The following is a 13,822-nucleotide window of genomic DNA, read 5'->3' as shown; positions in this document are numbered from 1 at the left end:
ACCTGTCAGGACACGGGCCGTGATCAGGGATTCGTACCCCGGCGCAAGCCACGCCATCAGGTTCCCCGCCACAAACAGGGCCATCAATGCCAGCAGCACCACTTTTCGATTCCAGCGACCGGTCAGGGCGGTGAGCACCGGTGCACCCACCGCGACGCCCAGGGCATACAGACTCACTAACAATCCTGCCGATGGCAGGGATACACCCAGATCCTGGGCGATGGTAGGCACCAGACCGACAATAACAAATTCGGTGGTGCCGATAGCGAATGCACTCAGTGTGAGTGCAAACAACGCAATAGGCATGTATTCGCTCCCGCAAGATTACTTTGACGGGGCCATTGTCGCGATCCAGACTACCTGCAAAAACCGCATTAATAACAAATTATTTTTGATGAAAATGTAATGATAAGCCGATCTGATGACCTAGAGCTGCTGCTCGCCGTGGTGGACTGCGGTGGTTTTTCGCCCGCCGCCAATCAGCTCAATGTGCCGGTGGCCAAGGTATCACGGGCGATTCAGCGTCTGGAGAAGCAGCTTGGTGTCACCCTGCTGCAACGGACGACACGCCGCATCTCCCTCACCGAAGAGGGTGAGCTGTTTGTGACGAATATCCGGCAAGGTCTGCAACAGCTGGAATCGGCAGAAGAACAACTCAGGCTGCGCATGGACCACCCCAAGGGACGGCTGCGCGTGGATGCCGCAACGCCGTTTATGTTGCATCAATTGGTCCCGCTGCTTGAGGAATTTCGTGAGCAGTATCCAGAGATTCATCTCGAGCTGAGTACCAGCGAAGGCATTATCGACCTGTTGGAAAAGCGCACCGATGTGGCAATCCGTATCGGCCAGCTTGAAGACTCCTCGTTGCACGCCTCGTTACTGGGGCGATCTCGCCTGCACATACTGGCCAGTCCGCTTTATCTGGAACGCAAAGGCCAACCACAAACGGCGGATCAGCTGACAGAGCACCGGCTATTGGGCTTTATTCCCCCAACCCGCCTCAACCGCTGGCCCGTGGGTGAAGGCCTGGAGATCAAACCCGATCTGGCAGCAAGTAGCGGTGAAGTCTTACGACAGGCCTGTTTGGTCGGGGAAGGGATCGGCTGTTTCTCCGGATTTATGGTGCAGCAGGATATCGCCGACGGACGATTAATCAGGGTTCTGGAAAACGAAATGCAATCGCCAAACCCAAGGGAACAGGTGCAGGCGGTTTACTACCGAAACACCGCCCTGTCGTCACGCATCAACGCATTTATCGAGTTCATCCGACCTCGGTTGAAGCTGAACTAAGATCACCAAATTAGGAATTAATCCTAGGGAAGGACGGAGCGACACCGGCTAGGCTTCAACATACAACCAGCCTGACCGGTATCGATATGAAGGCAAAGATCTCCCGCTGCTTCATCACGCTGCTCATCACGATGACAAGCTCATCAGGATTGGCAGAAACCTATCGCTGGCAGGATGAAGACGGCATCATGCATATCAGCGAACAACCTCCTGCCAACAAACCCTATGAAGGCGGAACCATCACCAGCTATGAGGATCCGGCCTATCTCAACAACCCGCTCGGTGCACAGGGCTCGGGAGAAGTGATCATGTACAGCACTCAGTGGTGCCCCTATTGCCAGAAAGCGCGCCGCTACTTCAAGCGTAATAAAATTCCCTTCCGCGAATACGATGTGGAAACCACCTCAAAAGGCCGTCGAGATTTCAAAACACTGCGCGCACGCGGTGTGCCGGTGATTCTGATCGGCCACAAACGGATGAATGGCTTCAGCGAGAAGAGCTTCGAGCAGCTGTATAAGCGCTGATTCTCAGATGTATTTGCTCAGCACTGAGCGCTGGATGACCCACTGCATGTTTCTGCTTTCCATGGACAGTTCACCACATCACACAACAGCGCATTCGGCACTTTATGCTGGTGTAACTCGACAAGGCTGTCGCGCAACAGCGGGTCATCCGGATTAATCCGCACCGCACAGTGAATCGCCGCCCGGGATGCTTCACCACACTCCACCGAGCGCAACGCGTATGCATAATTGTTCCATAACAATTCGTTGTCCGGATGAATCTGGAGCGCTTTACGATAGGTTCTCACCGAGTCCAGATACTGCTGCTGGTTATACAACGCATTGCCAAGTGCCAACCAGAGCAGCGCGTTGTCTTGCCAGCGCTCTACCCCATGCTGGTATGCCGTAATCGCTATGTCGGGATGCAGCTTTTCCACAGCGTTCACTACACGGACATAACTATCCACATCGATCGTCACCGGTATGCGATCAGGCGATGCGGCCACCATTGCCCAACGTTGTGCCCGTTCCCAGGTTTTATCGAAGGTATAGATCGGCACCACATACCGCTCCTCTTCAGCCGATCGTAGCGTGACGGTCTCCTGATCCAGGTCGTATCCAACCACCACCGCATAGTGCCATTGTGGTAACCAACTGAGTCCGAGGTTTTGCATCACCAAAACCGGATGGTTATTCGCCACTTCGGCAAAGAGTGCATCCAAGCCACCCTTGAGCTCGTAGGGTAAGCGTTTGTAACGCCGGGTTGTTGCAACAAGATCGATCTGCAAACTGCCCTGTCGCTCAGGGAGGTAGACATAAGGCGTCAGTTCATCGGGAGTGGTGTCGACACCGCTCGCACCCAGCACCGTGGCCAACGCTGCGGGACCGCAGTGGTATTCGGTTTGAGGGAAAAACGGTGTGTCAGCCAGCTCAACGCGAACAGGCAATTGCTGCAGGTTATCAACCTGCTCGCGCCAAACACCCTGATGACTGCACCCTGCAAGAAACAGGCTTCCTACTATCAGCCATATACTGAGTTTCTGCGCATTCAGGAGCGCGGAAAGCCTGATCATCGGATTGGCTTAACAAAAGTGAAGATATCCGTCGCACCCAATGCATCCGTGATAATGAATACGATAAAGAACAGAGCAACCAATCCTAAAATCCCTTCACCCGCTGGCATCTCGTCCAGCTTGGCATTGAGCATCGCCACCTCGGCATCACTCATGCTCTGAATCCTTTCAGCGGCTACCGCAGCATCCACGCCGTATGCGGTAAGCTGTTGCTGCAACTCCTCTTTCTCCAGTAGAGAGAGCAAGCGTGTGCGATCGATGTCACCCTGCTGCGCCTGAATCGCCTGATCGGTGGTGATGACCGCTGCGTGCGCCACCGGCAGCTGGATAAGAGCCAACATCATGACAAGAACTGAAGCCACAAACCGTTTTGCTTTATTCATTTCTGTTCCCCCACTTTTTGACCAATTATTGACCAGTATAGAAAAAGAGGCCCGATTGTCAGTCGGGCCTCTTTTTTTTTGCACGGTCAAAATGGCGTTTAATCCTGCCGGACGATCACCACCGAACAGCCAGCATGGCGCACCACCCGCTCAGCGTTGGAGCCGATAAAGTAACTGCTGATACCCGGCTTACGCGCCATCATCACAATCACATTTACCCCCAGCTCTTCTGCGGTTTCGAGGATCTGATCATGGGCTGTGCCTTCGCGGCAGTGGCTGAATCCGGCCAAGCCCTCAGGTAGCTCCATCAGGAGACGATCCATGGTCGCTTTTGCATCACGGCGATGATCTGCGAGGCGTTGCTCATCCAGGTGTGGATAACCTGCCGTGTGGATCAGGCTCTGATCCACATAGAGCATATGTACTTCTGGTGAGTCACCTTCCGCTATTTTGGCCGCTACCCGCATCAATTCACGGATATGGTCTTCATGGGATAGATCTACCGGCAAAAGTATCTTGGTAAACATCATGCTAACCCTCCCCCATCACAGCATTTGGCAGCCAGAGCACAATCTCCGGGAAGATCATGCACAGCACCAGCACAGTCATATTCAATAGAATAAACGGCGTGACCGACTTGTAGATCTCGGACATGCCGATACCTGCCGGCGCAATACCTTTCAGGTAGAACAGTGCAAACCCATAAGGCGGCGTCTGTACCGCGATCAGGATGTTGATGATCATCAGCACACCAAACCAGATCGGGTCATACCCCATGGACACCGCGATTGGCGTGAACAGTGGCGCACACATCAACACAATGATGAACTCATCGATGATGAACCCTAGCAGCAACATGATCAGCTGGAACATGATGATGATCATGATCGGCGGTAGATCGAGGCTTTCGGTAAAACCCGCCACCATATTCTGCACGCCCATCAGCAGATGGAAGTTACTGAACACGGAGGCGCCGAAGATGATCCACATCGCCACACTGACCAGGGTGCCTGTCTGGAAACCCGCATGCAGGAACATGTCCGCTTTGAATCGCTTGAAGAGGATCGCCAGCAGAATCGCCCCCACCACACCGATCGCACCGGATTCGGTAGGTGTTGCGATACCCGTCACGATGCTGCCCAGCACGGCCACAATCAGCAGCATGGAGAACAGGCCATCACGGGCGATACGGAACTTCTCGGAACCCGCCAATACCGGCTGATCCGCCTCTTTATCCAGCGGTGCACGCTCCGGTTTCAGCCAGCAGCTCAGCATCACGTAGATCACCATCAGCGCAACGGTCAGTAGCGCTGGCATCATCGCCCCCAGGAACATACGCCCCACGGAATTCTGAGTGGATGCGGCAAACATGATCATCGGGATACTGGGTGGAATCAGGATCCCCAAACCACCACCGGCCATAATCACACCCAGGGCCAAGCGTTTGTTGTAACCACGATCCAGCATCGGTCGCAGGGCGATACTGCCGGAGGTCATAATACCTGCACCGATGATGCCCACCATGGCGCCGATCATTGAGCAGACACCGATCACACTGATCGCCAGCGAGCCTCGCACGCGACCGATCAGCATCTGGCTGAAGTTGAACATCGCATCACCGATGCCAGACTTGGTCAGCAGCTGCCCCATGTAGATATAGAGCGGGATTGCCAGCAGGATAAAGCTGAAGTAAGTCGCTTCCAGCGTGGTTGGAATCACGTTGAAGATGCCGTCTCCCCAGGTCATATAGCCAATAGCCATGGCGATACCACCCAGGGCCAACCCTACCTGTGCACCCAGTGCAAAGAAGATCAGAATGCAGACCAGCAGCACCGCCGTTAACATCTCAATTCCCATCGCCACTCTCCTCGGTGTTAGCCTCATCTTTCACTTCCTCAATCAGCGGGTGTCCGGTAAACAGGAAGCAGGCTTCTGCCAGCATGTCGCGGCCCAGCTGGGCGATAAACAGGACGGATGCCACACACATCATGATCCAGAAATGGAACATCGGCGGCGCCCACTCACTCTGACGGCGGTAGTCGAATTCGATCGACTCCTCGTATTTGCCCAGACAGGTTTTGAAAATCAGGATCAGGAAGAAGATCGCCAGCGCAAACGTGACCAAGTTGAAGAGACTGCGGGTACGGTGTGAAACCTGAAGGTAGAGAATATCGACGTTGATATGCGCCCGTTTCTGCTGGGCATAAGCGCCCCCCAAGGCGGCGATATAACCAAACATAAACAGTGACAAGTCGAACGCCCAGATGGTTGGAGCGTTCAGCACGTAACGGGAAAACACCTCATACGCCACCACCAGCGCCAGCAATGGCATCAGCAGCGCAGCAAGCTTTCCGCATCCCTTAACCAAGGCATCTACGCCGAGGCAGAGACCTCTCAGCAACGATAAAACCATAGATATACCTAAAACGGAGAAGGGCCCACGTGGAGGCTGTATAAAAACTATTGCGACTTGGCTATAGGGTGTTAAAAAGCCTCTCAAAATGCTCATTTACTTCAGTAATACCCAAAGGGCACACTGACATGCGCTTTTTCGTGACTTTTTGCCTACTCTAGCCTGCGCTCATGACGTTTTTATACGGCCTCACATCGGAGCCCTGATAGAGAAAGCGTGTGACTTACTGAGTCTTACGCAGGACGTCGATCAGCTGTTTGCTGTAGCGATCCTTGGACGCGTATTCGTCCCACAGACCGGCACCGGCTTCGGCCCATGCTTTGCGATCGGCATCGCTTGGCTCAGGACTCCACTGCAGGCCCTTCGCTTCCATCTCAGCAACTGCTTCAGACTCCCACTGACGGGACAGGCGCAGCTGGTCTTCCGCGTGGATTTCGGTGGCTTTACGCACGGCCGCTTTCAGGTCATCCGTCAGTTTGTTCCAAGAACCACGGTGCACAACAATTGGCAGTACCTGCGCACCCGCCAGTGGCAGACGGTACATGTACTTCGCCACTTCGACGTGGTTACCGTCACGGTGGTCGATCATGTTACTGCCGATAGAGCCGTCGATAACGCCGGTTGCCAGGCTGGTGTAGATCTCGCTCCACGCCAGGGATACCGGAGACGCACCCAGGTTACGCAGGAACTTACCGTAAGCACCCGGCGCACGGATCTTCAGGCCTTTGAAGTCTTCAATGGAATTGATCGGTTTCTTGGTCAGGATGTAAACCGGTGGCTGAATGTAAGGCTCCAGCCACACCATGCCCTGGGAACCGTACGCCTTGGTCAGGATCTCGCCCCAGCCCTTATCGTGAAACAGGGATTTCAGCTCAGCCGGATCATCGGTACCACCCGGCAGGCCGATCTCGACCACACCCGCAGGCAATTCACCGGCGTGCATGGACTGGAACGGTGCACCCATGGTGATCAGGCCACTTTTCACCGCGCCCAACAGACCGCTGGTACCCACACCTTCACCGGAGTACAGAACCTGTACCTTGATACGGCCATCCGACATGGTTTCGATGTTCTTGGCCATGCTCTCATACACATCACCAAATGCGGTGCCGCGGCTGTAGAGGTTACTAAAACGCCAGTTATGCTCAGCGGCGGATACATCCGCAGCCAAAGTGGACAGACCCAGTGTCAGGGCCAGTGCAGAAGTTGATAGTTTCTTTTTTATCTTTGTAAACATATCGCACCCTTACGTTGCTTCTCTGTTGGATCAAGCGTGTTTGCTTAAGCGATACCTTCCCAAATCCTCCTGGTTGGTTAAATCTTGTGCGCTCGACGTAAAGGTTTGTCAAATTTTACGTAATGAGACATTAGATACATATTTTCAAACATAAACCGTTATACTTTCAGCACGATAGGGTCGATACGAGGTCGGAGCGATGGCTGCACATGCACTGGGTCAGTTAGGCGATTTTGAGATAAAACAACTGAAGGTTTTTAAAACCGTGGTGGAGTGCGAGGGCTTTTCCGCGGCGGAAACCGAGCTGAACATCAGCCGCCCCACCATCAGCAACCACATCGCCAATCTTGAATCCCGACTGGATATGAAACTGTGCCGCCGCGGCCGAGGTGGGTTTGCCCTTACCGAAGAGGGAGAGGTGATCTACGAGCAGACCAAGCAGCTGTTAGGACAGCTTGAGCAGTTCCGCAACACCATCAACAATCTGAGTGCCAGCCCGTCCGGCCAGCTCAAGATCGCCGTCAGCGATACCTTGAGTCAGGATCAGCGTTGTCAGATGCCTGATATCTTTCGTGTCTTCCATCAGAAAGCACCCAACGTCGAGATGCATGTGGATGTGGAACACATGAAATCGATGGAAAAACTGGTAATGACCGGTCAGCTGGATGTGGCGATTATCCCCTACCATCGTCGCCTGGAGGGCCTTAACTACGTCCACTTGTTCACCGACATAAACTACCTTTACTGCGGTGAGGGACACCCGCTGTTTAACATGAAAGAGGACGAAGTAAGCGAGGACCTGGTAAACGCACAAAAACTGATTCACGCAGGCTTAAAACCCCATGAAGAGATCTACCAACAGATCTCGCAGATGAACCTGGCGGGCACATCCTACTTCTATGAAAGCCGTATCGCGATGATACTCTCTGGCTGCTATATCGGCTTTCTGCCAGAGGAGATCGCCAAGCCTTATGTGGAAAACGGTGAGCTGAAAGCGATAGCCACAGAGACTAAACAGTTCCTGTTGGGCGTTGCAGTGATCTACAAAAAATCCTCCCAGCCCAACCGGGCAAAGGAACTGTTTCTGCAAACCATTCAGGAGATCCATCACGACGCTGAGGAAGCACCGCCGTATTAGGATCAGTGCTCCGCTTGCGCAGCCGCAATCAGCGCTTGTCCAAACGCAATACATCCATCGTTGGCGGGTAAACGCTGGTGAGTGAGAACATAGAGCCCCTGTGCGCTCAGCTGATTTTCCAATGCGCTAAACAGCAAACTGTTCTGCATCACACCACCACTCAGGGCTACGGTGCTGAAGCCGTGGGCTTTCTGCAACGCTAACGCCTGCGCCACCACGACTTGTGCAATGCCTTTATGGAACGCCATCGCCATATCTGCGCGATTTCGCTGTTGTTGCAGATCATCAATAAGCTGCTGCCAGAATGGTGCGGGATCAATCTGGTTATCCACGATCGCCAGCGAATAAGGCGGCGTTTCCGGATCGCCCTGCCGCGCCAGGGTTTCCAGCTCGATCGCTGCCTGCCCCTCGTAGGTGATACCCTCGGCATGACACCCTAGCGCAGCCGCCACGGCATCAAACAGACGACCGGCAGAGCTGGTGATCGGGCAGTTCAGCTCCTTCTCGACCATCTTATCCAGCGTGGCGCAGGGTTTGGTTGCCAACAGTGGGAACAGAACCTCCAGGTCCGATTGTCCACACACTCCAGCTTGCTTCAGTTGCGCATACAAACAACGCCAGGGTTCGCGGATCGCCTGTACACCTCCCACCAGCGGGAACGGTTTGATATGGGCCAGACGCTCAATCTGTTGATAACCACCCAGCAGAAACTCACCGCCCCACAAGGTATTGTCCAACCCAAAGCCGGTACCATCGAGGCAGATCCCCAATACCGGCTCGCCCTCCAGTGGATAACCGTTTTCCCCCAGGCACGCAGCCAGGTGAGCATGGTGATGCTGTACGCGGATCAGCGTTTTTCCCTCCTCCGCCAACTGTTCGCCAAACTTACTGGAGAGATATTCAGGGTGCTTATCACACACGTAGAGGTCACTCTGGTGCTGGTAGAGATTCTGATAGAGCGACAACGTATGCTGGTACTGCTCGTAGGTGCGGGCATCTTCCAGATCCCCAAGATGCTGGGTGAGGATCGCCCTGCCCGACTGGATCAGGCAGAGAGTATTTTTCAGTTCGGCTCCCAGGGCAATCAGATCAGGGGACAGGTCAAAGCCCGGTGGCAATGGCAGTGACGTCGGCGCATATCCTCGCGCACGTCGCAGATAGTGGCTGCGTCCGTCAACCTGGCGAACCACCGAATCGTCCACCCGGTTCTGGATCGGGCGGTCATGCATCAGGAACAGATCGGCAATCTCTGAAAGCTGATCGCGTGCATCCTCATTGCTGATCGCCTGCGGTGCACCCGAACGGTTACCGCTGGTCATCACCAGGGGTACATCCAGGGTTTCCATCAGCAACAGATGCAGCGGAGTATAAGGCAGCATAAAGCCCAGCTGAAACTGCCCCGGTGCCACATTGTCAGCTAGCGGGCATCCGCTGTTTTCCACCGCATCCAGCAGCACCACCGGTGCTTCCGAGCCAGTCAGCAGATTCGCAGCGTTATTATCCAGATGAGCATAAGAGCGCAATACATCCAGATCCCGCACCATCAGAGCAAAGGCCTTATCCGGTCGATGTTTACGCAGACGTAACTCGGCCACAGCTTCTGGATTCGTCGCATCACAGGCCAGGTGGAAGCCCCCCAGACCTTTGAACGCAACAATCTTTCCTGCGCGCAAGGCGGCCGCCAACAGAGAAAAGAGGTCGTCTACAGTCTGTTTTTGCCCCTGATTATCTTCCAACCAGACCTGCGGTCCGCAGGTTGCACAGGCGTTGGGCTGGGCGTGAAAGCGTCGATCCGCCGGATCTTCATATTCCGTCCGACACTCAGGGCATTGGGTAAACTGCGCCATGGTGGTGGTCGCACGGTCATAGGGGATCTGGCGAATAATGCTAAGACGTGGCCCGCAGTGGGTGCAGTTGATAAAGGGATAACGAAAACGGCGATTGAACGGATCAAACAGCTCCGACCGGCATTGAGGACACGTGGCAGCATCGGGCGCACAACCAGTGGTCACGCTGCCCTGTTGGGTTTCAGAGATAACAAATGCACCGGGATCGGTCACAACAGCCCCGGTAAATTCCAGCGTATCGATACGCGCCAGTGGCGGGCACTGGGCCTGCAACTCGGCGATAAACCTGTCTCGCAGTGACACATCTGCCACCAATTCCACCACAACACCACCGGCATCGTTCAACACCGATCCATGCAACCCTAAATCATTGGCGATACGCCAAACGGTGGGGCGAAAACCGACCCCTTGAACAAGGCCGTTGATGGTCAGGCGAAATCCGTTGTGTGCTGTCATACTGCTATCTGGTTGCTCAGAACTGCTGTGTTGAATCGTACTATCAGACCACGAAACCCTGTTAGGAGGGAACATTTTCAAGGCACACCGGACAAAAGCACCATGTTCGTATTCACCTCGCCCAGCGCTAACCCTGTAGTACACTACAGCTTATTGCCACATTTCAAAGGACGTCCCATGGCCCGGTTTTGTGCACTGCTATTCACGCTGTGTTTTATCGTTCTGACCTTCTCAGGGGTCACCCGCGCCGATATCAAAACGGATATTGAGCAGCTGCAGGAGCAGATTGAGCAGATCGGTGAAAGCGAAAATCCCACCGATAAAACCCGCAAACAACTGCTGCAAAAAATACTGACCGCCAAACAGAGCCAGGTTCAGCTGCGCACCCAGATTACCGATCTGCAGACAGAGATCGACAACCAGCCGGCCACCATCAAAGCGCTTCAGACCGCGGTTGAACAAGGCTTAAAGCCGGTTGATATCCAATCGCCAGAAAGCCTCAACGACGAGGATCTGGATCAGCAACTGACCTCGGTAAACACCCGCCTGCTGGAGCTGGAGCGCGACATGGCCTTGCAAAAGCAAGCCCAGTCCCAGGCGGAGCAGCGCCAGCAAACCATTCGCGAACAGCTTACAGGACTGAAGCTTGATCTGGAGGTCAAGGAGAGCGGCGAGCAGAGCGATTTCAATGAACTGCGTCAGCAACTTGAAAGCGCTACCTTCACCGAACGTCAGCTACGTGTACAGGCGCTGGAGTTGGAACTCTTGGTGCTACCCCGCCGCGCCGAGATCGCACAACTCACCTGGCAACAGCTGGACAGCGAGCGCCAGCAACAAACAGCGTTGCGCGATCAGCTCACCGAGTTCAAGCAAATGCGCCAGCGCACTGAAGCGGAAAAAACCCTGCAGGAGCTGGATGAGGACCTGACCGAGACCGGGGTGCACCCGTTTCTCGCCAACGCATATACCGAAAACCAGCAGCTTTCAGGCGAGTTGCGCTCCCTGCTGAGCCGTATCGAAAAAACCGACCGCAAACGCCTTGCGCTACAACAACGGCTGACGACCCTGAGCAGCACCTTCCGCTCCATCGCCCAGCAGCTGGAACTGGAAGTGAGCCACGTTAGCCCCGAACAGCGTCGCTTCATCTTCAGCAACCGCGACCCGATAGATACGCGGCAAACAGCCAATGCCATCAATCTACTGCGTCTGGAAAGCAGTCTGCTCGAGCAGAAAAAAAGCGAGGCCAAAGGGCATCGCAATCAACTGCCCGAATCGATCCTGGCAACGCTTAACGAAAACGAGCAGGCGATCTACCGCGATATTCTGGAAGACCGCCTGCGTCTGATCAACCGTCTGAGCGACGCCAATGAGCAGCAGGTTGGCGTGCTGAACCAGATCCTCAGCATTGAAAAACAGCTGAACCAGCAGATCGAAACCAACAGCGAACTGCTCACCAAGCAACTGCTCTGGAACCCCGTGTCCAATCCCATTAATCTGCAGTGGCCCAAGCAAATATTTGTGGGCATCGGCCAAGTACTGGACCACTGGAACCAGGAACAACCCGACCCACTGCTGAAAGCCGATGACTCCACCGCACTGCGGGTCATCATGCTGTTTTTCATGGTCAGCTTCCTGACCTGGTTAAGCCACTACCATCGCCGTGAGCGTGAACAGTGGAGTCAGCATATCGGCAACGTGATCCACGACCGCTTCCACCATTCGGTACAAACCATGGTGCTGTCGGTCCTCACCGCCCTGCCACTGCCGCTCACTTTGTGGACCGCGAGCCGTTCGTTGATCAATCCCGCCCACCCGGACGCCGAAACCTGGTCGGTCATGCTGCTCACCGCTGCGTTTGCGACCTGGGTAGTGCACAGCTTGCGCAACTGGCTGAAAACACCGCACGGTCTGTTTGCCACCCACTTCGACATGAGTGAAATCCTGGTGCGGGCACTGCGGCAACGGTTGGGTGTGCTCTACGTTACCTGCCTGCCGCTTCTGTTAGCGCAGATCTACCTGTGGAACATCGATTCGGACGAGATCCGATCCGGTCTGGTGCGCGTTGTGATGCTGGCGTTGATCACTATTATTGTCATGCTCTGGGCCAGCCTCTGGCGGGTAAAAACGCAGCTCAACCAGCTCACTGAATCGATCAGTTGGTGGTCCCGCGCGGAGCTCTGGCTGTCGGCTCTGGTGCTGTTCAATGTTGCCATGCTGGCGATGACCGCGACCGGTTACACCTTCACCGTGAACTTCATGGTGTACGCCGTGTTGCAAACCCTGATGGTGCTGCTGGCGGCCATTGTGTTCTACAAGCTGGGGATGCGACTGGTCCTGATCTCCGAACGTCGCCTGGAATTTGACCGGGCCAAGGAACGTCGGGCGGAGATTCTGGCAGCCCGTGAAAACCCGGAAGAGGAACAGCCGCTCAAGACCAACTACTTGGATCTGCAGACGGTATCGGACCATTCCCGTACCCTGCTCAAGACCGCTACCCTGGTTGCGTTGGTGGCAATGTTGTGGGGTTTCCTAGGAGGTTTCCTGCCATTTTTCGGCGCACTGGACAACGTGGAGCTGTGGAGCACCGTATCCGCCGACGGCGAAACCGTACGCCAAATTACGCTGAAGTCCCTGCTGTTTGGCGTGGTGATTCTCGGCTTGAGCCTATTAGCTGCATATAACCTGCCGGGCCTGCTGGAGCTGCTGATCCTGCGTAACCTGGATCTCACACCGGGCACCGGTTATGCGGTCAGCTCGCTGATCAAGTATGTGCTGATCATGGTGGGTATTCTGGGTGCCTTTGGCAGCTTTGGTCTGGAGTGGAGCAAGCTGCAGTGGCTGGTTGCGGCACTGGGTGTGGGCCTGGGCTTTGGTTTGCAGGAGATCGTGGCGAACTTTGTGTCCGGCCTGATCATCCTGTTCGAGAAGCCGGTGCGGATTGGTGACACCGTCACCATCGACAACCTGACCGGCACCGTTACCAAGATCCAGATCCGCGCCACCACCATTGTGGACTGGGACCGCAAAGAGGTAATCATCCCCAATAAGGCCTTTATCACCCAGCAATTGATCAACTGGTCACTGACCGATTCCATTACCCGCATCGTAATCCCAGTAGGGGTAGCGTATGGCTCAGATACCGAGTTGGCACGTAAACTTCTGGTTGAAGCGGCATCTGAGGAGGAAAGGATTCTCAAAGATCCTAAACCGGAGGCTTTCTTTACACTGTTTGCCGATAGCACGCTAAACATGGAGTTACGTATTCATGTCAGTGCGATGGCGGATCGCCTGGAGATGACCCACCGGGTGAACACCAAGATCGCGCAGAAGTTTAAGGACGCCGGATTGGAGATCGCCTTCCCGCAGTTGGATGTGCATCTGCATAAGGTGGAGAAGCCGGGAAGCTGATTGGCAGAAAATGGAAAGAAAAGGAGGGGCGGATTCTACAACTCGGTGAGACCATCGAACCAAATGAATCCGCC

At 54.8% G+C, this 13,822-nt stretch carries 12 protein-coding genes; 4 read left to right on the top strand and 8 right to left on the bottom strand.

Going from position 1 to position 13,822, the window contains the following annotated elements:
• Positions 1-306: MFS transporter (locus ACEQ15_RS12215; RefSeq protein ID WP_370279470.1), on the bottom strand; the 306-nt coding region annotated here is incomplete at its 3' end.
• Between the two features lie 99 nt (positions 307-405).
• On the opposite strand from ACEQ15_RS12215, the gene ACEQ15_RS12210 reads away from it, so the two are divergent.
• Together ACEQ15_RS12210 and ACEQ15_RS12205 are read left to right on the top strand one after the other, a co-directional pair.
• Positions 406-1,290: a LysR family transcriptional regulator gene (locus ACEQ15_RS12210; RefSeq protein ID WP_370279469.1), complete on the top strand. Its 885-nt coding sequence runs from the start codon at positions 406-408 to the stop codon at positions 1,288-1,290.
• Positions 1,291-1,376: 86 nt separating this feature from the next.
• Positions 1,377-1,814 (top strand): glutaredoxin domain-containing protein, encoded by a 438-nt coding sequence (locus ACEQ15_RS12205; protein ID WP_370279468.1) that lies wholly within the window; start codon positions 1,377-1,379, stop codon positions 1,812-1,814.
• A gap of 17 nt (positions 1,815-1,831) precedes the next feature.
• Here the strand turns inward: ACEQ15_RS12205 and ACEQ15_RS12200 are convergent, their stop codons facing one another.
• The 6 genes from ACEQ15_RS12200 to ACEQ15_RS12175 form a co-directional block, all read right to left on the bottom strand.
• Entirely contained in the window at positions 1,832-2,866 is a 1,035-nt protein-coding gene (locus ACEQ15_RS12200) for a PA2778 family cysteine peptidase (protein ID WP_370279467.1), read from the bottom strand.
• Positions 2,863-3,249, bottom strand: a complete 387-nt coding sequence (locus ACEQ15_RS12195; protein ID WP_370279466.1) for a DUF6627 family protein — start codon at positions 3,247-3,249, stop codon at positions 2,863-2,865. Before ACEQ15_RS12195 ends, ACEQ15_RS12200 begins: the two co-directional genes overlap by 4 nt.
• Before the next feature lie 98 nt (positions 3,250-3,347).
• Complete coding sequence (locus ACEQ15_RS12190) at positions 3,348-3,779, bottom strand: universal stress protein (protein WP_370279465.1); 432 nt, start codon at positions 3,777-3,779, stop codon at positions 3,348-3,350.
• Position 3,780: 1 nt separating this feature from the next.
• Positions 3,781-5,106: a TRAP transporter large permease subunit gene (locus ACEQ15_RS12185; RefSeq protein WP_370279464.1), complete on the bottom strand. Its 1,326-nt coding sequence runs from the start codon at positions 5,104-5,106 to the stop codon at positions 3,781-3,783.
• Positions 5,096-5,662 (bottom strand): TRAP transporter small permease subunit, encoded by a 567-nt coding sequence (locus ACEQ15_RS12180; RefSeq protein WP_370279463.1) that lies wholly within the window; start codon positions 5,660-5,662, stop codon positions 5,096-5,098. The genes ACEQ15_RS12185 and ACEQ15_RS12180 overlap by 11 nt, the downstream gene beginning before the upstream one ends.
• 223 nt (positions 5,663-5,885) lie before the next feature.
• The gene (locus ACEQ15_RS12175; protein ID WP_370279462.1) at positions 5,886-6,899 is read right to left on the bottom strand and encodes a TRAP transporter substrate-binding protein; all 1,014 of its coding nucleotides are present in this window, start codon (positions 6,897-6,899) and stop codon (positions 5,886-5,888) included.
• 199 nt (positions 6,900-7,098) lie between these two features.
• Between ACEQ15_RS12175 and ACEQ15_RS12170 the strand changes: the two genes are divergently transcribed.
• Positions 7,099-8,037, top strand: coding sequence for a LysR family transcriptional regulator (locus tag ACEQ15_RS12170; RefSeq protein ID WP_370279461.1), 939 nt, complete (start codon positions 7,099-7,101; stop codon positions 8,035-8,037).
• 2 nt (positions 8,038-8,039) lie between these two features.
• Here the strand turns inward: ACEQ15_RS12170 and hypF are convergent, their stop codons facing one another.
• Complete coding sequence (gene hypF / locus ACEQ15_RS12165) at positions 8,040-10,340, bottom strand: carbamoyltransferase HypF (RefSeq protein WP_370279460.1); 2,301 nt, start codon at positions 10,338-10,340, stop codon at positions 8,040-8,042.
• A 177-nt stretch (positions 10,341-10,517) separates the two neighbouring features.
• Between hypF and ACEQ15_RS12160 the strand changes: the two genes are divergently transcribed.
• Positions 10,518-13,748, top strand: coding sequence for a mechanosensitive ion channel domain-containing protein (locus ACEQ15_RS12160; RefSeq protein ID WP_370279459.1), 3,231 nt, complete (start codon positions 10,518-10,520; stop codon positions 13,746-13,748).
• Positions 13,749-13,822 lie beyond the last annotated feature (74 nt).

Origin of the sequence: Pontibacterium sp. (assembly GCF_964228735.1) — a bacterium.
Classification (GTDB): domain Bacteria; phylum Pseudomonadota; class Gammaproteobacteria; order Pseudomonadales; family Balneatricaceae; genus Pontibacterium.
Note: the sequence above shows the minus strand (reverse complement) of the source record. Positions and strands in the feature narration are given on the sequence as shown.

Coding starts and splice junctions, on each gene's coding strand:
- ACEQ15_RS12210 (WP_370279469.1), top strand. CDS start 406: ATGATAAGCCGATCTGATGACCTAGAGCTGCTGCTCGCCGTGGTGGAC.
- ACEQ15_RS12205 (WP_370279468.1), top strand. CDS start 1,377: ATGAAGGCAAAGATCTCCCGCTGCTTCATCACGCTGCTCATCACGATG.
- ACEQ15_RS12200 (WP_370279467.1), bottom strand. CDS start 2,866: ATGATCAGGCTTTCCGCGCTCCTGAATGCGCAGAAACTCAGTATATGG.
- ACEQ15_RS12195 (WP_370279466.1), bottom strand. CDS start 3,249: ATGAATAAAGCAAAACGGTTTGTGGCTTCAGTTCTTGTCATGATGTTG.
- ACEQ15_RS12190 (WP_370279465.1), bottom strand. CDS start 3,779: ATGATGTTTACCAAGATACTTTTGCCGGTAGATCTATCCCATGAAGAC.
- ACEQ15_RS12185 (WP_370279464.1), bottom strand. CDS start 5,106: ATGGGAATTGAGATGTTAACGGCGGTGCTGCTGGTCTGCATTCTGATC.
- ACEQ15_RS12180 (WP_370279463.1), bottom strand. CDS start 5,662: ATGGTTTTATCGTTGCTGAGAGGTCTCTGCCTCGGCGTAGATGCCTTG.
- ACEQ15_RS12175 (WP_370279462.1), bottom strand. CDS start 6,899: ATGTTTACAAAGATAAAAAAGAAACTATCAACTTCTGCACTGGCCCTG.
- ACEQ15_RS12170 (WP_370279461.1), top strand. CDS start 7,099: ATGGCTGCACATGCACTGGGTCAGTTAGGCGATTTTGAGATAAAACAA.
- hypF (WP_370279460.1), bottom strand. CDS start 10,340: ATGACAGCACACAACGGATTTCGCCTGACCATCAACGGCCTTGTTCAA.
- ACEQ15_RS12160 (WP_370279459.1), top strand. CDS start 10,518: ATGGCCCGGTTTTGTGCACTGCTATTCACGCTGTGTTTTATCGTTCTG.